The organism is Cyclobacterium sp. (assembly GCF_014762705.1).
GTDB lineage: Bacteria > Bacteroidota > Bacteroidia > Cytophagales > Cyclobacteriaceae > Cyclobacterium.
This window is the reverse complement of record NZ_JABURL010000096.1, coordinates 1-22,257: the sequence shown is the minus strand read 5'-3', so window position 1 is coordinate 22,257 and position 22,257 is coordinate 1. Positions and strand designations below refer to the sequence as shown.

General features: G+C 42.2%; 20 protein-coding genes. 8 read left to right on the top strand and 12 right to left on the bottom strand.

Annotation, left to right across the window (positions count from 1 at the left end):
- Window positions 1-9: 9 nt before the first annotated feature.
- The 7 genes from HUJ21_RS19160 to HUJ21_RS19130 are packed head-to-tail and all read left to right on the top strand — an operon-like array spanning window position 10 to window position 6,690.
- Window positions 10-1,143: a hypothetical protein gene (locus tag HUJ21_RS19160; RefSeq protein WP_291372133.1), complete on the top strand. Its 1,134-nt coding sequence runs from the start codon at window positions 10-12 to the stop codon at window positions 1,141-1,143.
- 57 nt (window positions 1,144-1,200) lie between these two features.
- On the top strand, window positions 1,201-1,644 hold the full coding sequence (locus HUJ21_RS19155; RefSeq protein WP_291372132.1) for a RimK/LysX family protein: 444 nt from the start codon (window positions 1,201-1,203) through the stop codon (window positions 1,642-1,644).
- Window positions 1,644-2,552, top strand: a complete 909-nt coding sequence (rimK, locus tag HUJ21_RS19150; protein ID WP_291372131.1) for a 30S ribosomal protein S6--L-glutamate ligase — start codon at window positions 1,644-1,646, stop codon at window positions 2,550-2,552. Before HUJ21_RS19155 ends, rimK begins: the two co-directional genes overlap by 1 nt.
- On the top strand, window positions 2,552-3,490 hold the full coding sequence (gene hemC, locus HUJ21_RS19145; RefSeq protein ID WP_291372130.1) for a hydroxymethylbilane synthase: 939 nt from the start codon (window positions 2,552-2,554) through the stop codon (window positions 3,488-3,490). The genes rimK and hemC overlap by 1 nt, the downstream gene beginning before the upstream one ends.
- Entirely contained in the window at window positions 3,483-4,334 is an 852-nt protein-coding gene (locus HUJ21_RS19140; RefSeq protein WP_291372129.1) for a peptidylprolyl isomerase, read from the top strand. The genes hemC and HUJ21_RS19140 overlap by 8 nt, the downstream gene beginning before the upstream one ends.
- Window positions 4,309-5,256 (top strand): SDR family oxidoreductase, encoded by a 948-nt coding sequence (locus tag HUJ21_RS19135; RefSeq protein ID WP_291372128.1) that lies wholly within the window; start codon window positions 4,309-4,311, stop codon window positions 5,254-5,256. The genes HUJ21_RS19140 and HUJ21_RS19135 overlap by 26 nt, the downstream gene beginning before the upstream one ends.
- 42 nt (window positions 5,257-5,298) lie before the next feature.
- Entirely contained in the window at window positions 5,299-6,690 is a 1,392-nt protein-coding gene (locus tag HUJ21_RS19130) for a sodium-dependent transporter (RefSeq protein ID WP_291372127.1), read from the top strand.
- An 88-nt stretch (window positions 6,691-6,778) separates the two neighbouring features.
- Here HUJ21_RS19130 and HUJ21_RS19125 read toward each other — a convergent pair whose 3' ends face one another.
- Window positions 6,779-7,345 (bottom strand): polymer-forming cytoskeletal protein, encoded by a 567-nt coding sequence (locus HUJ21_RS19125; RefSeq protein WP_291372126.1) that lies wholly within the window; start codon window positions 7,343-7,345, stop codon window positions 6,779-6,781.
- 127 nt (window positions 7,346-7,472) lie between these two features.
- Entirely contained in the window at window positions 7,473-8,522 is a 1,050-nt protein-coding gene (locus HUJ21_RS19120) for a ParM/StbA family protein (protein WP_291372159.1), read from the bottom strand.
- Window positions 8,523-8,873: 351 nt separating this feature from the next.
- Between HUJ21_RS19120 and HUJ21_RS19115 the strand changes: the two genes are divergently transcribed.
- Complete coding sequence (locus HUJ21_RS19115; protein ID WP_291372125.1) at window positions 8,874-9,479, top strand: porin family protein; 606 nt, start codon at window positions 8,874-8,876, stop codon at window positions 9,477-9,479.
- Window positions 9,480-9,498: 19 nt separating this feature from the next.
- Here the strand turns inward: HUJ21_RS19115 and HUJ21_RS19110 are convergent, their stop codons facing one another.
- From HUJ21_RS19110 to radC, 10 genes are all read right to left on the bottom strand, one after another.
- On the bottom strand, window positions 9,499-10,077 hold the full coding sequence (locus tag HUJ21_RS19110; RefSeq protein ID WP_291372124.1) for an AraC family transcriptional regulator: 579 nt from the start codon (window positions 10,075-10,077) through the stop codon (window positions 9,499-9,501).
- Window positions 10,078-10,583: 506 nt separating this feature from the next.
- Window positions 10,584-11,162 (bottom strand): hypothetical protein, encoded by a 579-nt coding sequence (locus tag HUJ21_RS19105; protein WP_291372123.1) that lies wholly within the window; start codon window positions 11,160-11,162, stop codon window positions 10,584-10,586.
- 375 nt (window positions 11,163-11,537) lie between these two features.
- Window positions 11,538-12,644 (bottom strand): hypothetical protein, encoded by a 1,107-nt coding sequence (locus HUJ21_RS19100; RefSeq protein ID WP_291372122.1) that lies wholly within the window; start codon window positions 12,642-12,644, stop codon window positions 11,538-11,540.
- A 96-nt stretch (window positions 12,645-12,740) separates the two neighbouring features.
- Window positions 12,741-15,866, bottom strand: coding sequence for an efflux RND transporter permease subunit (locus HUJ21_RS19095; RefSeq protein WP_291372121.1), 3,126 nt, complete (start codon window positions 15,864-15,866; stop codon window positions 12,741-12,743).
- Window positions 15,867-16,155: 289 nt separating this feature from the next.
- The gene (gene rny, locus HUJ21_RS19090) at window positions 16,156-17,721 is read right to left on the bottom strand and encodes a ribonuclease Y (RefSeq protein ID WP_166142484.1); all 1,566 of its coding nucleotides are present in this window, start codon (window positions 17,719-17,721) and stop codon (window positions 16,156-16,158) included.
- Window positions 17,722-17,791: 70 nt separating this feature from the next.
- The gene (locus HUJ21_RS19085; RefSeq protein ID WP_166142482.1) at window positions 17,792-18,076 is read right to left on the bottom strand and encodes a cell division protein ZapA; all 285 of its coding nucleotides are present in this window, start codon (window positions 18,074-18,076) and stop codon (window positions 17,792-17,794) included.
- 2 nt (window positions 18,077-18,078) lie between these two features.
- The gene (locus HUJ21_RS19080) at window positions 18,079-18,366 is read right to left on the bottom strand and encodes a hypothetical protein (RefSeq protein WP_291372120.1); all 288 of its coding nucleotides are present in this window, start codon (window positions 18,364-18,366) and stop codon (window positions 18,079-18,081) included.
- A gap of 1 nt (window position 18,367) precedes the next feature.
- Complete coding sequence (gene pheT / locus HUJ21_RS19075; RefSeq protein WP_291372119.1) at window positions 18,368-20,779, bottom strand: phenylalanine--tRNA ligase subunit beta; 2,412 nt, start codon at window positions 20,777-20,779, stop codon at window positions 18,368-18,370.
- Between the two features lie 54 nt (window positions 20,780-20,833).
- Entirely contained in the window at window positions 20,834-21,451 is a 618-nt protein-coding gene (locus HUJ21_RS19070) for a DUF1684 domain-containing protein (RefSeq protein ID WP_291372158.1), read from the bottom strand.
- Between the two features lie 6 nt (window positions 21,452-21,457).
- The gene (gene radC, locus HUJ21_RS19065) at window positions 21,458-22,153 is read right to left on the bottom strand and encodes a DNA repair protein RadC (RefSeq protein WP_291372118.1); all 696 of its coding nucleotides are present in this window, start codon (window positions 22,151-22,153) and stop codon (window positions 21,458-21,460) included.
- Window positions 22,154-22,257: the final 104 nt, after the last annotated feature.

Here is a 22,257-nt window from a genome sequence, read left to right as displayed (position 1 = left end):
AACAACACCATGCTTTTTTCATCTATCCCCGGCCTCGGGGAAACCAAACAAAAGCTTATAAAGGCCATTCAGAAAGACCATCTGGCCCATGCCTTACTTTTTCATGGAAAAGAAGGCAGCCCAAACCTGGCTCTGGCTTTGGCCATGGCTACCTATATCAACTGTAGTCAGCCAGGAGAGGAAGATGCATGTGGCAAATGTCCCTCCTGTTTAAAAATGGGAAAACTGGTCCACCCTGACCTGAATTTCGCGGTTCCGCTGCCTGCACCTTCAAAAAAGAAAGGAGAAAAAAAAGAGGAGGAACAACCTGATTTTCCAGCCTTCTGGAGGAATTTTGCTTTGGAAAAACCCTATGGTAATTTTCAGGATTGGAGTTTACATCTGGGTATCAACAAACCTTTGAGTATTTCCAAGGCGGCAGCAAGGCAAATCGTAAAAACCCTCTCCCTTAAATCCTTTGAGGGCGGCTACAAAATGATGTTAATTTGGGCTCCGGAGACCATGAACCTTTCTTCCGCCAATGCCCTGCTTAAAATCCTGGAAGAGCCACCTGCAAAAACCATCTTCCTAATGGTCAGTCAACAGCCGGAAAGTCTATTGACAACCATACTATCGAGAACCCAAAAAATCCATGTCAGAAATTTTACCGATGAAGAAATCCAAAATTATCTGGTGGATCAATCACTTTGTGGGAGGATGGAAGCGCAGCAGATTGCCCCACTGACAGACGGCAACCTGCGCGAGGCTATTCTACTGTCCCAAAATGTTGCAGACAAAAATACCTTGCTCTTCAGGGACTGGTTGAGAAATTGTTATAAAGCGGATATTCAGTCCCTTATTGACTTTGCAGAACTAATTGGGACTGGCAGTAAAGATGTACAAAAATCTATTTTATTGACTGGTATAAACGTAATCAGAGAATCCCTGCTCAACAGGACCCAATTAACAAACCTGATGCGGAGCAGCGAAACTGACAGGGAGTTTATTGTGAATTTTAGCAATACCGTGCTGAATGATGAAAAAATCATGGAAATTTATCGGGTACTCAATGATGGCCACTACCATATTGAAAGAAATGCAAATTCCAAAATCCTGTTTTTGGACATGGCTTTTAACCTTGCCAAAATAATCCGGACAGTCTAGCCCATAAAGCTTTGGAATTATCCTTGTAAGTTATTGAAATAAATTACCTTTGAACCAATGGAAAAAACAATTTTAGGGAGAAAAGAAAGCATTAGTCTGCCGGAATGGGACATTGGTAAAATAAATGCAAAAATAGATACCGGTGCATACAATTGCACCATTCACGTCTCACTGGCCAATGAAATACAGGAAGGAGGAAAAAAATTATTGGAGTTTATTCCTCTGGAACCCTCCCATAAATCCTTTTCAGGAAAAAAAATACAAACCGCAAAGTATAAAGTGAAAAAAGTGAAAAATTCCTTCGGCCAGATGGAAAAACGCTACCTGGTGCTTACCTCTCTGGCTATTGGAGACGCTACCTTTCCGGCAGCATTTACCCTTTCTAACCGATCAAATATGAAAAATGCCGTGTTGTTGGGAAGAAAAATCCTGAAAGGCCGGTTTTTGGTAGACGTGGATAAAGTTAATTTGGCCGGAAACCCTAAGTATAAAAATCAGTGATGAAAATAGCCGTATTGTCCCGAAATTCAAACCTGTATTCTACCAAAAGATTGATACAGGCTATCAGGGAAGCAGGCCATGAAGCCATGGTGATCGACCACTCTGCCTGTGATTTGATTATCGAGCAAAATGGTCCTTATATTCTTTATAAAGGAGAGAAGCTCAAATCAATTGATGCCATTATTCCCAGGATAGGGGCTTCTGTTACTTTTTATGGAACTGCTGTGGTCCGACAATTTGAATTGATGGGTGTTTTTTCTGCAGTTGAGTCCCAGGCTATAGTACGCAGCCGGGATAAATTGAGATCTTTACAGATTTTATCCAGAGAGGGTCTGGGAATGCCAAAAACGGCATTTACCAATTTTTCGAAAGGTGGAGAAAAACAGTTGGTGGAGATGGTTGGAGGTGCACCGCTTATCATCAAACTGCTGGAGGGTACTCAGGGTCTGGGAGTTGTATTGGCTGAAACCAGAAAAGCCAGCCAATCGGTCATTGAAGCTTTCCATGGCCTTAAAGCACGCATTATTGTCCAGGAATTCATAAAGGAAGCCAAGGGAGCGGATATCAGGGCTTTTGTAGTAAACAACAGGGTGGTAGGTGCCATGAAGCGACAGGGAGCAGATGGGGAATTTCGGTCTAATTTACACAGGGGAGGAAAAGCAGAAGTCATAAAACTGAGCCGACTGGAAAAAGCAGCCGCTTTAAATGCTGCCAAAGCGCTCGGCCTTTCGGTAGCCGGCGTGGACATGCTCCAATCTGACCGCGGTCCATTGATTTTAGAGGTAAACAGTTCTCCGGGCCTGGAAGGGATCGAAAAAGCAACAGGAATAAATATTGCCGGAAAAATCATTTCCTATATTGAAAGTGCAGTGGAGAAAAAAACCATAAAAAGAAAAAACGAGCAGTAATGGATCCGATTCGCATAGGGACAAGGGGAAGCAAACTGGCTCTTTATCAGGCCCACCATGTAGCAGACTTATTGACAAGGAAAGGGATTTCCTCTCAGATTGTCATCATTGAAACCAAAGGGGACAAGGTACTCGACGTGGCCATTTCAAAAATTGGCAGTAAAGGGGTATTTACCGAAGAATTAGAAAACCAGTTGGCTGAAGGTGGGGTAGACATTGCCGTGCATAGTGCCAAAGATTTACCTTCGCGACTTCCCGAAGGATTTGAAATCATTGCTTTTACCGAAAGGGAAAAGGTGAATGATGTCATCATCAGCCACCAAAAAGAATTCCCGGATCTCAATAACCGGGAAAAACCATTGGTGCTGGGCACTTCATCCACGAGAAGAATCGCTACTTTAAAGCATTATTATCCAAATGTAAAAACAACAGATATCCGGGGGAATTTGCAAACGAGAATTGCAAAAATGGAAAAAGGGGTCTGTGATGGTTTGCTATTGGCCTTTGCCGGGGTACACCGCATGGGGTATGACCACCTGATCCGAAAAGAATTGACCCTGAAGCAATTTATTCCGGCAGTGGGCCAGGGCAGTATTGGTATAGAAGCCCACCAACTCCTCCCTGCGGAAATTAAGGAATCCATTTCTCTGGCCGTCAACCATGTTCCGACAGCCGTCTGCCTGCGGGCGGAGCGGAGCTTTCTAAAGGTTTTGGAAGGTGGCTGCAGTATTCCTGCCTTTGCCCTGGCCCAATGGAAAGGGGACCTGGTGGAACTGAAGGGCGGGTTGATGTCACTGGATGGGAAAAACAGACTTTATGATCACTTTATTGGTCCGGAACAAAATGCTGAAAGTTTGGGTCACCAACTTGCGGAAAGCATATTGACCATGGGAGGGGATCAGGTTTTAAAGGAAATCAAGAAAACGCTAAATGAATAGGTTGAAAATAATCCAATGGATAAGCTGTGTGGCCTACCTTAGCTTGTCCCTTTCCTGCGCCACGGAAAAGGATTACCTGGTGACCATAGACACCAAATTTGGGAAGATGTATGCCGTTTTGTATGATGAAACACCCCGGCACAAGGAAAACTTTATTGATCTGGCAAGTTCAGGAAGGTATGATTCCACTGAGTTTCACAGGATCATCGATGATTTTATGATCCAGGGAGGCGACGTCTTTACCAGGGAAGGCTTACCAAAAGAAGAATGGTACACACTGCCTGCGGAGTTTGACCCTTCCCTTATCCATGAAAAAGGAAGTATTGCCGCTGCCAGGCAGGGTGACAACCTGAATCCGGAACGGGAATCCAGTGGTTGTCAATTTTACATTGTGGAAGGCAGGGTATATGAAGAGCAAGAGCTAACTACCGATATGCGGAAGCTGCAAATGGCTTTTTCAAAATACATACAGCTGGACAGCAATATGGGATTAAGGGAAAAATACAGTAAACTTTACCAAAGTCAGGAATTTGATAGTTTAAATGCGCTAATGCTTTCCAAAAAAGCAATGATGGAACAATTTTTTAACTTAAATTTGGGAAAAGACATCCGGGAAAATCAAGTCAGGGCATACACCAGTATAGGGGGGACCCCACATTTGGATGACACCTATACCGTTTTTGGAAAAGTAATCAAGGGCCTTGATGTAATGGAAGCGATAACGCAACTGGAAAAAGGACCGAATGACAAACCTGTTACACCCGTTTACATCAAAGTAAATGTTGAATTAGTGGCTAAGAAGAAAATATCTGAAGATTATGGATATCAATATCCTGAAGAGTGAAAAACCAAAAATATTAATTACGGGAGCCAATGGTCTGGTAGGACAAAAAATTGTCAAGAAAATCCTTATTGACGGAAAGTATGATGTCATAGCCACAGGAATAGGATCATGCAGGTTGCCAGGGGAATGGGAAGGATATGATTATGAGGAAATGGACATTACCCATTTCAAAGAGGTAATGCAGGTATTCCGCATCTATTCTCCGCAATACGTTATCCATTCAGCTTCTATGACAGATGTAGACAGATGCGAGGTAAGCAGGCACAACTGTTACGAGCAAAATGTGAAAGCCACACTAAATATTATTCAGGCTGCCACCCAATGCCAATCTCATCTGATCTTTATTTCCACTGATTTTATTTTTGATGGCAAAAATGGCCCCTATGATGAAGAAGACAAACCAAACCCATTAAATTATTATGGCCAAACCAAACTGGAAACAGAAATTGCCATCCAAAAGTACCCTTACAAATGGGCTATAGTAAGGACCAATCTGGTATACGGCATTTCCCATGACATGAGCCGTTCCAATATCATACTTTGGGTTAAAAAAGGATTGGAACAAGGTAAAACGCTTGAATTGGTAGACGACCAGTTCAGGACACCAACATTGGCAGAGGACCTGGCGGAAGGCTGCCTTCTCATTGTGGCCAAAAAGGCCAGTGGGATTTTTAATTTGTCCGGAGAGGAGTTACTTACCCCCTATGACATGGCTATTATAACGGCAGGTTTTTTCCATCTGGATGCCACAAAAATCAAAAAAACAGATTCCAGCCATTTTGGTCAGGTAGCTAACAGACCCTTACGAACCGGGCTAATCATTTCCAAAGCCAAAGAAATTCTGGGCTTTAGTCCAAAAAGTTTCGCCGAAGGAATTGGTATTATAGCAAAACAAATTAAATTAGCTGAATATAAAACCTGACATCTTTTTTCTTTTTGTACATCACTCAACTCAATTAACTATATGCAAAAATCTATTAAAACACCCTCAAGAGGGCAATGGGGATCCTCATTTGGTTTTATAATGGCCGCTGGAGGATCGGCAGTGGGTTTAGGTAATATTTGGCGGTTCCCATATATAACAGGTCAAAATGGAGGTGGTGCATTTGTTTTTGTTTATGTGCTTTGCGTCTTATTAATAGGTCTTCCACTACTCCTGAATGAAATTGCATTGGGTAGAAAATCAGGCAGAAACCCTGTCGGAGCGATCAAAACAACAGGGGGAAGTAAATTCTGGCAATCAGCAGGGGTTTTGTGTGTCATGGTTTGCTTTGCTGTTTTGAGTTATTATTCTGTCATTGCGGGATGGACCATAGGTTATATTTTTACTGAATTGATCAATATACCGATCGACTTTGAAGATTTTGTCCAAACACCCTTATACGTTATTCCCCTGTGCATGGTCTTTATACTCATGACCATCATGGTGGTATTGGGAGGCATTTCCGGTGGTATTGAAAAAGCTGCTAAATTTTTGATGCCCGTTTTGTTTCTCATTATCATCCTCATTGCAGCCAGGGCCGTAACCTTGCCCGGAGCAAGTGCGGGTATAGAATATTACCTTTCTCCGGATTTTTCCAAAATCAACGGAAAAGTAATCCTTTCAGCCCTTGGACAGGCCTTCTTCAGTTTATCTGTTGGTTGGGGCTTAATGATAACCTTTGGTTCCTATTTGCCCAAAAATAACAATGTAATCCGTTCATCCGGATGGATAGCCGGTATGGATAGTATGGTGGCCTTAATGGGTGGTTTGATGATTTTTCCGGCCCTCTTTGCCCTTTTGCCAGGAGTGAGTCCAGACGAAGGTCCCGCTCTTGTATTCAATGTTCTTCCCAGGGTTTTTGATCAAATCGAACCATTTGGAAATATCATAGGAGGCATGTTCTTTCTTCTCTTGCTCGTAGCGGCCCTTACATCGAGCATTTCCATGCTGGAAGTACCTGTAGCCTATTTTATTGATGAAAGAAAATGGTCCAGAAAAAAAGCCGCATGGACCATAGGTATTGCCGCCATGGTCCTAAGCATACCCTCATCCCTCGCTGCAGTACAGGGCAATTTCTTTAACAAAATGGGTTTCAACTTTTTTGGAAAACAAATTTCAGGCTTCTTTGATTTAATGGATTTTTTCTTCGGGACGCTAGCCATTGTGGTCATTTGTCTGATGCTAAGTCTCTATACCGGCTGGATAAAAAATGTCAAGGAATACGCAGGAGAGTTATCCATGGGTTCAGCTTCTTTTGAAGGCTTCCCAAAAAAGGCCTGGATCTTTTTTATCAAGTGGATATGCCCCATCGTGATCATTCTCGTATTGTTAAACATGGTAGGTGTTTTTGGAGAACCGGGAGAAGGTGGCTAAGATTATTTGGCGGAATATGCATAAAAAAATGGCAATCCCTTCTGGGATTGCCATTTTTTATTTTCCTTAGAAAATCTGTGAATTTACTTTACCAGGACCTGGGATAATCCATGTTAGTATCAGAATCGCCATCTGTTGAAGAATCGGTATACGTCTTTGTTTTGGGCTGGGATATGGGCTTCACCGGCACCTCCTTGTTTCGCTTCGTAGTGGAGCGATCATCTAACATGGAATAAAGCTCCTCTCTGCTTACCGAATTGATTTTACTTGATTTGGAAGCTTCCTCCACTTCTTTGGGCTCCAATACCTGAATACCACTATTGATTTGGGCTCCTTTGTGGATAAAAATGGAACTGGTTTTGATATTACCTGAAACCTTTGCATTGGCATAAATGGTCGTTTCACCTTTAATGAACAAGTCACCAACAACTTCTCCGCTAATGCTGATTTCTTCTGCAATGATATCGCCGGTAATAGAGGCCTTTTCTCCCACCACTACTCTTTTATCAGTGCGAATACTGCCTACCAATATTCCGTCCGCACGTATATCACTTTTAGAGATGATGTCTCCTGTAAGTTCAAATCCAAGTGACAAAACCGTCACTTTTCCCACATTTGGTTCTTCGTTTTGTTGCTTATTGGATCCAAATTTCATCTGATTATATTTTGATTTTCAAAGGTCATATTTTGTACCTACTGAAGGTTCCCGACTTTCAGGAGATTCTCGCATGATGGAATTCATCCATTTGTGTGTCGGCTGAGCCATGTTCGATTTTATATGACTAATCTTCTTTTTCCTGTTTGAATGTAGTAAGGATAGTTGAGCTGTTTCCCAGGTCCAACCCAACAGCCTTATCCTTAGCTCCTCCACCTATGGCCAAACTATTGTAGCAATAACCTATTGAAGCCATTTGTTCTGGAGAATCTGGAACATGCACATTTAACAACCCATCAAATTCATCCCTGAAAAGATTCACCAACTCCACATAATTGGCCCCACCTCCGGCCAAATAGAGATCTGCGGATTTAGAAAAATCACTATCGGAGAAAGCTTTTCTAATGGATGGGGAAATCACGTCATTGTAATATTGGGTGATCACCTGCTTGCGCAATTCTCTTAAGTCTAAACGTTTTCTGTTTAATATAATTGTACCCTCACTAAAGTATTGATCGATCTGATGTTCGGTTTTCAGATCAAGGTAATTGTCCTTCTGAAGCTCCCTGGTAATCAGATTAATGGCATACCGCAGTCCAAAGGTGGACACACTTGACCTTTGTACCAAGCCTCCTTCTGTGCTCAAAATGGCTTCCATAGTACCATAGCCCAGACTTATCATAAAGAAATTTTTTGGTGCATCACTGTACATTTGCCTTACAGCCATACTGCAACCCACCACTTCGGGTATTACCGCTACCCTGTCTACTTCAACAGCCATTTTTTTTCTGCCGCCTCCACCGAAGGTCTGGGTATCGTATTCTATAATGTGTTCATTTTCCAACAACCGATATGCATTTTCCTTAAAAACCTGAAAAGTGGAAAATGGAAAACCTGTAGTCACAGTAATGGGACTGCCCAATTTCTGGGAGGCCAAAAGAAGCCCGGCTTTCAAAAAGATTTTGTAATCAATTTCTTCAGGTGAACTATTGATGTTCCTGTGAGGCGATGTGCCTTCGGACAATGCCAAGTCCCCAACCAAATAACCAATATTGTCATGGTAAATTTTAAGTCCCGAGACCAAATCCTTTGCCACATTCCTGAGCTCAAGATTACTGCTTTCCAATACACTGGGGTACTTTATTACTTCTATCATGGAATTTTTATTTGCTTTTATCTTTTATAAAACAATTTACCAAGTCCTTTTTCTTAAATATAAGATTAAAAACTATCAAGACCTTAGAAAGTTAAACAAACCATTTCTTTGAAATTTAGGCTTCTTACAAACTTAATTATTTTTCATCAATATATTAAGGAAGCAGGTGACTAACCTTCAGTATAAAGACAAATTAAAGGAACCTTTGCGAAATAACAAGCTACTGTGGCAAGTTTATGCCCATAATTTTGTATTTGATATAAAATCAAGCAATTTTGTATTCTGTCAATAAAAAAATAATACCATCTCGGTATCCTGATCGTTTCAAAGCTGGTTTATTTCATGCTGCAACTCAACTTAAAAGGATCCACCATGAAAAAGGTGCTCAAAAATAACCTTATTTTAATGATATTCCTGTTGGCTTTCGTCCAAACACATGCCCAGGAATTTTCTATTGGACCCAAAATCGGTATATCTCAGGGAAATATTTCCGTAAACGGGACAGACTTTACCAAAGGCAATGAAAAACTGGGGTATCATGCGGGTTTATTTGCCAGACTGGGTGGCAACCGTATTTATATCCAACCCGAAGTGCTTTACACCAATACAGGGGGCGAATTTCAAAATTCACAGGGAAACAACACGGTTACCTATACCGCCAGTTTCGATAGAATTGATATCCCTCTGATGGGCGGATTTAAAATCGCCCGTGTATTCAGGGTTCAGGCCGGCCCGGTGGCCACATTTATCATTGACAGTGAGTTCAGCTCAGTCAATAATACTCCCGGTAGCTTTGATCCGGATTATAACAGCACCACTTTAGGCTATCAGGCTGGTATTGGATTAGATATTGCCAATATGATTTTAGATTTTAAATATGAAGGTGCTTTGGGGAAGCATGCAGACTCCATTGCAGGTTTCGCCACAGATCAAAGGCAAAATCAATTGATGCTTTCATTGGGTATTCGTCTTTTTTGAAAGTCATACGATATCCCACTTAATGTTGAGACTTACCCACCTGATCTAAAAATATCCTGGGTTTTTGATTCAATTTCTTAAACTGGCTGGGCGTTAAACCCGTTACTTTCTTAAACTGAGCAGAAAAGTGCTGTACGCTGCTGTAATCCAGACTCCAGGCGATTTCGCTGATATTCATTGATTCGTAACTCAGCCATTCCTTTGCCTTTTCAATTTTTAAGCCGATAAAATATTGCTCGATGGACATTCCTTCCAAACTGCTGAAAAGATGACTCAACCTGCTGTAGGGCAGACCTGTTTTACTCGACAGCAAGTCTGAAAGCGGTGATTCACCTTTTATGTTACCCCCCTCCAAAAGCTGAATTAAGGTAAGCTTCGTCGTTTCTACCCAAACTGTTTCCCTGGACCTGGCCAAAGAAAATCCCAAAGGCCCAAGCTTTTCTTCAAAGTCTTTTAAAAATGATCCATCAGGCCTTTGCTCAAACATCACCTGACCGAGTTCAACCCGCTCAAAATCCACCATCATGGATTTGAGAACCTCCTGTACAGCCATGACACATCTTGGGCATACCATGTTTTTGATCCCGACTTTATGCATGGTATTTAAACAAGGTAAAGGGAAAATAAATTTCAAAATAAATAAACGGATCACTCCCCCATTGCCTGTTTGTATTATCCCTGACATTGATCCTACAAAGTAGAGAGGGGGACAAAATTACCTGAAAGACCGCATGAACCTTCACCTAAAACCCTTTTTTGCGGCTCTTTTATGCGGGAAAAAGATGTGGTAACCCCTTCTTAACATGGGCTTACTTGGCCCATCTCATTTTGAGTCTTCCGATGAAATTCAGGTGAATTAATTGTAATTCAATAGATTGAAAAACCCCATCTAACCCGGGTTTTAAATTTTCCAGCCGTCAAGGTTTGAGAAGACTATATTTTCATGAAATTGGGTTGGGGGCAAGAAAAAAATTCCGTTTCAAAACGGATTGATTTTAAATGGAATTATCCATAAAACGGACTGGATTTCTGATTTCAGGATCTCATAAAAAAAATAGGCTGCCCGAAGGCAACCTATTTGCATTGTTGGTGGCTAAATTTATATTATAGTGCGGAAATATAATTTCCAAATCCGCTTTTATCAGATACTTTGAAGCTGATGTTCTCCAACGATCCTATTTTTTCAAACTTGAATTTTTTGCCAAAAGTATCCCCTGAGATGGCTTCTTCGAAAATCAATTTTCCCCTTTCGAAAATCTCAAGTTTCTTTTCGGTACCATCCAGATTTTTCAAAACAAATGCGAGCGTTTGGTTATCCAGAACCTGCACTTTTGCAAAATAGGTTTTTTCGACACTTTTAGGACCTAAGTAAACTTCAAAATCTTCCAGTTTTCCTGCTTCAGCAGCAAAAACCTCAACCTGGTAGTTGCCCAAATCCAATTTGTTCAAATCATAATTTTTGAAAAAAACCTTTTCAGCTTCAATGATATCCCTGAAAATCACCCTGTTGTCTTCATTTTTGAATGCCACAGTGATTCTTCCCTCGGGAATTCCCATGTATTTCAACTGGAATTTGTTTTCACCTACCTTTTCAAGGGTAACGATAGGGTTTTCAACAGGTGCTGTAGCGAATACCGCCGTGCTTAAAGAAAAAACGAGTAATGTTACAATAATTAATCTCATGGTAATAAATTTTTAAAGGTTTAGACACTTTTAAAACCTCTTCCCGGGAACCTCCCGAAAAATTTTTGTTTGAGGCTAATTATTTTGGGCGGGTAATTGAATTACTTACGTAAGTATGACACAAATGTAACAGAGAGGATTTTACATTGCAAATATATCAATGAAAATATGTATAAATTAACTATTAATTAATATTGAGGCTTAAATATTATGTATTCCAAAATTCGGAAGTAGTGATTGCAGGGTACAAAAAACCAGCAACAGGTTGATTTTTTCACTCCAAATACAGAATTCAACAAAATAAAATTTTTTTTAGTGGTAAAAATCACCCGAAAATAGAATAATATTAAAATAAAAGCTGGAACAGCATCTTATTTAATCTAATTCATTGAATTTCAGTTTATAAAAAATATTGTACTCCCTTTCCACCTCGGGTTCGAGATTATCATTAACATAAATAAAACCATTTTCATCTGCAAAATCCAGTGCCCCATGCACTGGTAATCCCTCCAAAACCCCAATTTGTTCTCCGTTTTCCACGACCATGTAATAGGGTTTTGCAAAAGCCCTCAGGGCCTCTTTAAATTCTGGTAAATTGTAGTATTGCTCTGATTTGGCCCTCAGCTGGGCAATGAGATCTACAGGTATTTTTGTCTTGAACTCAACCAGTAACCGCTCACCAACATACCTGACATCCGTAAAATTGGGATAATCTGAGTACCCTTCCACTTCATGTTCCCGTACCGGAAGTCCTTCAGGCAGAAAACGATGGGACAATTCCACCACCTTTTTCAATTCAGGATTTGCTTTGGAAAAATCGTATATAAAAAGTTGATTGCCTATTGCAGGTAAAATGGCCATTTCATGCAGGTGGCGGTGATAAGCAACAATGGGTTGGCTTTGCCCGACAAATTCTCCCAATTTGCGGGGGGTCCATTCCTCAGGATAGGTCTCCAAAAGGTCCAATTGCCCGTTTTCTACCGCATAGGCAAATACTGTTTTTACCTTTTCATAATATTCCGGCGTTTGAATTTTATCCTTTTCGATGGTTTTGGGATCAAATAAATTTTGCTCCTGCCCAATAATAATCCCCTTTCCCGATTTAGTAAAACTTCGGAAAAAAGTGCGATAACTATAAATGGACATGGCGTAAATATCCAATTGAATGGGTTCCAGAAATTTCACCTTGTTTCCTTTCATGTCAAAAATGTGGTAGCCATTGAAAATTCCCTGGGCCACCCAACGGTCCTGGTCCAAAAATCCATATCCTAATGCCCCATTGGATCCCACCCCGTTTGGGCTTTCATTCAAGATGTCATATTCCATTAATACAAAGCCTTTATCGTTTACCAAATAAGGCTTTCTGCTCCTGGTCCCCCGCATCAAAAAATGACCTGTCCTTTCCAGGTAATCATCAATGACCAGGGGACTGAGTTCGTCTACCATGATGCTGTCCACCAGGCCCAAAGTCAGTTTTGTCATTGGCCCAGATTCTTTCTGATTTTCAGACCTGTTGCAGGCATTGCAAAAGAAGAACAATAAAAGGGCGTAAATGCATTTGTTCATAAAAACCTGGTATTAATCATTTATGGTATTTTTTTGTGAAGGCTGCTTTTTCCACAAGAAAACAGGTAAAGCCAGGAAAACACCTACCATGCTAAAAAGAAGGCCTCCAATGGTCCCTATGGCCAAAGAAAACCAAAAAATTTCATTCTGCCCCTCCATGACAAAAGGGATCAGACCAAAACAGGTAGACAATACGGTCAATAAAATTGGGGTTGCCTTCCCGGCGACTGCTTTTAACACATTTCTGTTATACTTTCCTGCCGTCCTGTTATTTAAATCATTGACTATAAAAATAGCTGCATTGACCGCCAATCCCCCCAACATCACAAAGGCTGCATATCCCCCCTGATCAAAATAAAAATCAAATACCGAAAAAATCAGGAACAAGCCTATGAAAGAAATGGGAATGATGAATATTATAAAGAGGGGCTGCCTGAAATTTTCAAACAAAATGGAACAGATAAAGAAGATCCCCAACACCAGCACCAGCAGCAAGCCATATTGTCTTTTGGCCTGATCGTAGTTCCAGGTATAGGTTTGCCGGCTCGCGGAATAGCCTATAGGCATACTGGCCTTCATTTCTTCCAATACTTCATCCAGGTATTCCCCGCCAAATTTGGCAGATCCCATGTAATCAAAGGAAACCAGGCGAATGTATTGCCGGTCTTCTTTATGCAGGGCATTGGTGGTAGTCTCTTTTTGGAGAGAGCCAAAGCCTGACACTTTAAAAATCCTATCTTCCCCTGTGATAAGGCTGCTGTTTTCTAAATCGTACCTGGAAAAACTGTCAGATTGTTTTTCTCTCACTACCAAGCCGTATTGCGCTGAGGCCACCTCCAAAAACAAAGAAGGCTGTTCGTGTCTGGACATGTCATTGAGGGCATTCACCAGCTCATACTGATTGGCCCCGGCCATGGCGAGCCGTTGCTGGTCCAGCCTCAAGACATATTCCTCTGTTTTCTGTTCCCCATAACTCAGTCTTTCATTGGTGTTCACTTCCTGTATCCGGCGATGAGACAATAGTTTTTCTGCCAGAATATCGGCTTGTTTTTCCAACTCCGTGAAGTTGTACCCTCTCAATTCAGCCCGAAATGAAGGAATCCCTTCCCCTCCGGGACCGGTATAAAAGCCCTGCCCTACTCCATAAATATTCCACCTTACCCCACTCCAGTCTGTAGATTTCATGGCCAGTTTCCCTTTGAGCCTGTAGGGAAGAGCAGAGGTTTCGTGGGCTTCCTTAAAGGTGATCTCTATCCTGGCACTTTGCCCCGAATTGACACTGGTCACGAACTTGTCTATCCCCTCCACTCCTTTGAGGTAGTCTTCAAATTCCCTGATGATAAAATCCATCTGATCCAGGGTGTTGCCAAATGGCAAACTGGCGTTGACAATCAAACGTGTCCTTTCGGCTTCCCTGTAGGCTGATTTTTCGAATACGCCGCGAACGAACATCCGCAGGGTACCACCAAATACCTTGTCCACATAGGGACGTATTTCTTCCTGATACACCGTGCTACCCACAGTATTATTGTACCATTCCTTATCCTCCCATTTTGCGGGAAGATAAAAGATGGGTAATCCAAAAAGGAGCAACAATGCCGTAATGAAGGCTTTCCTGTACCTGGCAAAAAATGAAATGGTACGAGAAAACACATCGAATGCCCTGACCCTTTTCCTCAACCTGGAAACGGTAAGTTTCCTGCCCCGGGCCCGGGCCCTCCCAAAAAGCAAATCATAGATGGCCGGCGTAAACAGCAAGGCTACCAACAGGGAATTGCCCAGCATCACGGCCACGACAATAGAAAATTCCCCTAAATTTTTACGGTCTTCCTCGGGCAACAAAAACACCATCAACAAAGCTGCAATGGTGGTCAGCGAGGCTGCCAGCAATGCTAAAAAGACCTTTCTGTTTTTATGTTTGTGCAAATGGTCTATCATGATAATGGCATTGTCTACAATCAAACCAAATGAAATGGTCAACCCGGCCAGTGAATACAGGTGAATGTCAACTTCAAGCAGGTAAAGCATGATGGCAGTGAGACTAACATTCACCAAAATACCCAGAAATAAGGTAAGCAGATAGCGCAGGTTTCTGTTGATCAGAAAGATAAATACAATCAATATCAATATGGATAGACCCGATCTTTTATAGATTTTTTGGAGTTCTTTTTCCAGGAAAGAGGTATTGTCAAATTCCAGCCTTACATCCATGCCTTCTGGAAATAAGGCCTTGGCAGCATTTACCTTGTCTTTGATGTTTTGGGCCAACAACACCTTGTTAACCCCATCCCGGCTGTAAATGGTCAGATTTACCGAATTGTTGCCATTGATCCTGTAGTATCGCTGTGGAGCCGCTTCTTCCATGGTCAGGGTAGCTACGTCTTTAAGGAAAATATCCTTACCCTCAATCCTGCCTATAAGCAGATTTTCCAGGGCCTCCAGGGAATGAAGGGAACGGTCAATTTCCAAAAAAAGCGATTCACCGGACACATTCATGGCCAGGCCAGGGTAATTTTTGCCAAATGAATTCCGCAATTTATTTTCCAAAAAGGACCTGGAAAACTGAAATGCCTGAAGCTTTTGAATATCATAGGTTACGAAAAGGTACAGTTCATTGGCCCCCCTGACCTCCATTTCCTCAATGGCCTCCATACTGTTCAGGGAGGCTACCAATACATCCTCTGTAATTTTTTTAATTTCAAAAGAGGCGAACGGGCCATTGATACTAAAAGTAAGGATGGGGCTTTTTTCCTGGATGCTCCTTTGCGAGGACTGGGTGATAACCGGGTAGCTGACTTTACTGTCCATGGAGGGATATACCTGCCGGATCAATGCCGCCACCTCAAATTTCTTGTATTCCATATCCGTGCGCTTGTCAAACCTAAGCTGAATGGATCCCTGGTTATAGTTGGAGACGGATGTTGTCTTTTTAAGTTCAGAAATTTGAGATATTGCGCCTTCCAACGGAGAAGTGGCGAGTTTTTCCACCAACTCCGGAGAGGCGCTTCTTACAGAAAAGCTGATATTCAAAACCGGCTCCTTTTCTCTTGGATTGAGGTCCACCGACAATTCCGGCAGTAAGGCGAAGCCTATGATAGAGACTACGAAAAAGGCGATGACCAGACGAAATGGTGTCATTTTTTAGGGGTTAAAGTCATCGCCTGATTTATTTTCATGACCGATACTGCTGCAGGAAAGACTCAAACTGATCAGCAAAACAATCAGGACAGGTTGGAAACAGCTTGTGGAAAGCATATTCAGAATTTGAATATTTAGTTGATCTTTTTATCTAGAACTCAATAAAACTAAAAAAATAATTTTTAAAACAAAAATATTTTGCACTTTTTAACCTGAAATGAAAAAAGGGTAGCCATTCCTTCCGGACCGATATCCTATTAATATTCTTTGAAATGCCGTTAACTACACCCTATTTGGCATAATTCACAGACCGCATCTCGCGGATCACCGTGATTTTAATTTGTCCGGGATATTGCATTTCTTTTTCTATTTTTTGAGATATCTCGAAAGAGAGGCGACCGGCAGTCGTATCATCCACATTATCTGCATCTACCAAAACCCGCAACTCCCTGCCCGCCTGCATGGCAAAACATTTGTTGACACCATCAAAGCTCAGGGCCAGGTCTTCCAGGTCTTTGAGCCTTTTGATGTAGCTGTCCATGATCTCTCTCCTGGCTCCTGGCCTGGAACCGGAGATGGCATCACAGGCCTGCACAATGGGTGAAAGCATGGAGGTCATTTCAATCTCATCATGGTGGGCTCCAATGGCATTGATGACCTCGGGATGCTCTTTGTACTTTTTGGCCAGCTCCATTCCTAAAATGGCATGTGGCAATTCGGCTTCTTCGGGATACACTTTCCCGATATCATGCAGCAATCCGGCTCTTTTGGCCAGCTTGGCATTGATGCCCATTTCTGCAGCCATGGTAGCACAGAGCTTGGCCACTTCCCTTGAGTGTTGCAAGAGGTTCTGTCCATAGGATGAGCGAAAACGCATCCTGCCTACCATTTTGATCAATTCCGGATGCAGGCCATGGATGCCCAGGTCAATACAGGTTCTTTCTCCGATCTCTATGATCTCCTCATCAATATTTTTTTCCGTTTTGGCAACCACTTCTTCTATACGGGCAGGGTGGATCCTGCCATCCTGTACCAACCTGTGCAAGGACAAGCGGGCTATTTCCCTGCGAACCGGATCAAAACCGGAAATGATAATGGCTTCCGGGGTATCATCCACCACAATTTCAATACCTGTAGCCGCTTCCAGGGCACGGATATTCCTTCCTTCCCGACCAATTATTTTTCCTTTGACATCATCGCTTTCAATATTGAATACGGAAACACAATTTTCAATCGCGTGTTCTGTTGCTGTACGCTGTATGGTATCCAAAACAATTTTCTTGGCCTGTTTGGTGGCACTCAGCTTTGCCTGGTCCAGAATATCCTTGATATGCGAAGAGGCTTTGGTAGTTGCTTCATCTTTGAGCATTTCTATCAACTGATCCCTGGCTTCTTCACGGGTGAGCAAGGCCACTTTTTCCAGGTCGGTAATCCGCTGCTGGGTTACTTTATCCAGCTCGTCCTTCCGAACCTGAACAGCATGCAACTGGGCACTTAAATTTTCCTTTTTGCTGTCCAGTTCGGCTTCTTTGCGCTTGAGCTGTTCCATCTCCTTAGACAAAACCTGCTCCCTCTGCTTGAGTTTGTTTTCGTTGGTAATGAGGATGTTTTTCTTTTTACCAACTTCGTCTTCGAATTCGGATTTGAGTCGAATATACTTCTCCTTGGCCTCCAGTATTTTATCCTTCTTAAGCCCTTCAGCTGTAATTTCGGCTTCCCTTATAATGCTTTTGGCTTTTTCCCTGGCTTCAGCTTCTAACTTTTTGCTGTTATTTTTGATAAACAGCCCTGCGAGCAAAGCTCCAAGCAAAATGCCCACAGCTCCTGATAAAATGATGTATATTGGTATTCCCATAGATATATTTGAGTTTATCTACCGGAAAAAAACATCGTCCACTGTGATGGGATAAAAGCGGCTATAATTATTAAAGTATGGCTTCAAGGCGTTGGTTTACCTGCAGGATCACATTTTTAACCTGCTCGCTGCCCTCGGTATGATCTTCATTTAACTCCATGGATTCTACCATGCAATCAAATGCCACCATGGCCAGCAGGTCCTGCCGGTCCTCTAGTCCAAACTCTTCCCTATACTTTTTAATTTTATCGTTAATTAATTTTCCAACCCGCCTGATTCTGGCCTCCTCATCGGCCTTCACTTTCATAGGATATTCCCTATCTCCTATTTTTATTCTGATCGAAAGTGTTTCCATATTTATTCAGACAGGTAAGTAATAATTTTATCGATTTCCTTTATATAGTCATCAATTCTTCCCTTCAATTCAGCAGACGCTTTATTTTCTACCGGTATGTTTCTTACAATTTTACTAATTTTAATTTGATTTTTAAAATCCTCCAATGCTTCTTCCTGATCTGATAGTTTTTTTTGGTACTCCAAAAGTTGATTTTTAAGGGCAATATTTTCCTCTTCAAGCCTGCTGACCTTCTGTTCAACCTGCTCAGACAACCTTTCCAACCTTTGAAGCTCATCGAAAACCCTCATTTTATTTTCTGATCAAAGCACCGGTATTATTTTCAAACATGGCCATTAATTTATTCATGGTTTTATCTATTACCTTATCTGTTAAAGTTTGTTGGTCATCCTGCAGATAAAAACTCAAGGCATAGGCCTTTTTACCTTTTTCCACTTTATCTCCCCTATAAACATCAAATACATTGATCCGTTTAAGTAACTTCCCGCCTGCCTTGAAGGACAATTGACGCAATTGATCAAAACTTACGGCCTCATCAATGACCAAAGACAAATCTCTTCTGACTTCCGGAAATTTTGAAATCTCCTGGAATTTCTCCCTGCTTCTGGCAAGCTTAGCCAACACATTCCAGTTCAGTTCGGCAAAATAAACCTCCTGCTTCACTTCAGCCATTTTGCTCAGGGCACCTTCCAGCAATCCTATTCTTCCGACCTCCTGTTGCCCTGCTTTCAATACAAGACCATAAGCATACGGAGCATCCTCAACCACATCTACCTCCGTTTGATGGATGTTCAGCTTGGTCAATAAGGCTTCTACTATGGCATATAAGTCCGGAAAACCTACCGGTCTCACTGCCTCCATCCAGTTTTCATGCCTGGAATTTCCAGTCATAAAAAGGGACAGCATTTTCATCTCTCTGTACCCCTCTTTCTTTCTCGAATAAACGGATCCAAATTCAAAAAATTTTAAATCCTTTTGTCTCCTGTTGATATTGTGCGCCAAAACTTCCAGCCCGGTAAAAAGTAAGGTTTGCCTCAAAACACCCAGGTCCTCGCTCAACTTATTCAATATCACCACATCTTCCCTGGAATCCAGGAAGGAGGACTTTTCCGAGTAAGAAGATTTCGTGAGTGAATTGGTGATTATCTCACTGTACCCGATCCCTGCCAGCATTTCAGAAACCCTGTATTGCAATTTGTTCAAGTCCTTCTCAGGATGTTCTGCTAAAAAGTCAGACTGATAATTTTCCTCTAGAGGGATGGCCTCAAATCCGTAGATCCGGAGTATTTCTTCGATGATGTCTGCTTCCCTTGTTACATCTACCCGGTAAGGCTTAACCAATGCCACAAATCCCTCGGCTGTTTCACTACTCACCCGGATATCCAGGGATTCCAGGATTTTTTTGATTTCCCGCCTGTCAATTGACTTACCGATTAACCTGTCGATATGCCTGAATTTTACCGGAATCTGAAAGTCGGCAACAGGCTCGGGATAAAGGTCTGTAATTCCGGAACTGATGACTCCTCCTGCCAGTTCTTTGATCAGCATGGCTGCCCTTTTCAGTGCAAAGACGGGCATGTTTGGATCTGTGCCACGTTCGAAGCGGAAAGAGGCATCTGTTTTGATTCCGTGGTGTTGTGCCCCTTTACGGATAATATCAGCACCGAAACAGGCACTTTCCAGGAAAATTGAGCTGGTAGTTTCACTCACCCCGGAATCCAGTCCTCCCAGGACACCTGCCATACACAGCCCTTCTTCCCGGTCACAGATCATCAATTCCTCTCCGGTCAGCTTTCGTTCTTTTCCCTCCAGGGTGATAAATTTTGTTCCTGAAGGTAATTTCTTTACCTGTATTTCTTCTCCCTTAATTTTATCCGCATCAAAAGCATGTAAGGGCTGGCCCAGGTCATGCAAAATAAAATTGGTCACATCCACCACATTGTTGATAGGATCCAGATCCAGTGCTTTCAGATAATCCTGCAGCCACTTGGGAGACGGACCGATTTTCAAACCGCTGATGGTTAATCCGGCGTACCGGGGACAGTCTCCGCTATCGGCCACGGATACATTGATGGTTCGCTCTTCATGGTCTACTTTAAAGTCACTGATATCTGGTAAAACCAATGCTTTGCCCAACAATGCCTTCAAATCCCTGGCCACGCCCAAATGGGAAGCTGCATCGGCCCGGTTAGGAGTGAGTCCGATTTCCAGCACATCTGTGGTATTTATGTCAAATAATTTAACAACCGGGCTTCCATTGGGTAAATCAGTGTCCAAAACCAGAATACCTTCATGGCTGCTACCCAACCCCAATTCATCCTCGGCGCAAATCATTCCCTGAGAAACTTCTCCCCTGATTTTAGCCTTTTTGATTTCAAATGGCTTGCCATCATTTGGGTAAAGGCTTGTTCCTACAGTAGCCACAGGCACTTTTTGTCCTTTGGCCACATTGGGTGCGCCGCATACTATGGGCACAATTTCACCACCAATATCCACCTTTGTCAGGCTAAGTTTATCCGCATTGGGGTGGGGCTCACAACTGACAACTTCCCCAACGACTACCCCCTTAAGACTTCCTTTTATGGATTCATAGGTCGTCATTCCTTCCACTTCCAATCCGGAAGCTGTCAATAAATGGGCAATTTCCTCAGAAGAATGATCAAAAGGAATATAATCTTTAAGACGGTTGATCGAAATTTTCATTATTATGATTTTGACTTAAATACAAATTTACGATAATTGGCCTCTACTGAAAGGTTATTTATCGTAATTTTTCTCCCCCGCCTTGATGGGAATTTCAAGAATATTTTCCCGAGGCGGAATAGGGCAGGCAAAATCAGGGTTGTAGGCGCAATAGGGATTAAAAGCCAGGTTGAAGTCAATGGTAATGGAAGATTGCCCATCTTGCCTGAGGTTTAAATACCGACCTCCCCCATAAGTTTCTTCCCCGCTGGTTTCATCCGCAAAAGCAAGAAAAAAATTCCGCAGATCCGTTTCATCCTCGGCTTGAAGCAACAATAACTTTACTGGTTTTCCTGACAACTCAAATTCCGCAAAAGAATGCCTGATATAGCGCTCAATGGATCCATCTGTCATGGGAATCTCCAGAATTCTTTTATTTGCGACAGGCACCATCCTTGCCCGTACTTTATAAGATGGATCAATGGGATAAAAATCCAGGGAGTCCAGCTCTTGTTTCTGGTCCTCCTTGAGAGGGGACTCCAGGTTGTACTTCAAAAACTTAAATTGTCGTTCTCTTTCCGCTTCTATGGTCTCCTGATACAATTCTGGGTTTTCCGTACCTGTAAAGGTATAAATCAGGGAAATCCCTATCACCAGGGCAACTAAAGTCCAAAATATGCTGTTTTTATTCATTTTCATTTAAATCATGCCTTCATCTGCAAAGCTAAAATAGCCAACATCTGTGAAAATAACATGATCTAATACAGGAAGCTCCAAATTTTGACCCACCAGGCACAATTTTTTGGTGAGGTTAATATCCGCTGTAGACGGCTTAAGGCTTCCTGAAGGGTGATTGTGTACCAATATTATCGCATTGGCAAGGTATTCCATTCCATATTTAAAAATTAATTTGGGATCAGCGATAGTGGCCGAAGTGCCGCCCTGGCTGATCAATTGCTTTTTGATGACCAAATTGCTGCGGTTTAAAAATAAGGCATAAAAAAATTCGACTGATTCGTCCTGCAATTCCTGACGCATCAACTGGTAGACATCTGCCGAAGAGCTGATTTTGGTTTTTTTCTGGGGTTCAGATACCTTTCGCCTCCTACCCAATTCCAAGGCGCTGACGATGCTTATGGCTTTTGCCTCCCCTATGCCTTTGAATTTTTTTAAATCATTGACAGAAAGTTTGGCCAGTTGGGCCAGGTCATTGCCAACACTCTTCAGGATGATCCTGGACAGGTCCACAGCGCTGAGGTACCGGGTACCAGACCCAATTAAAATGGCAATCAGTTCCGCATCCGTTAAATGGGACTTGCCCCTGAGTAATAATTTTTCCCTTGGCCGGTCTTCTTCTGCCAGTGCAGAAATGCGTATTGATCGATAATCTTCCATGGTAAAAAATCAACGGTGACACAAAACAAGCACCCTGGCAAAACCAATGCGTCACCAAACCCTACTACATTATCGTTGATTTCAGCGGAATACCCAATAAAAAT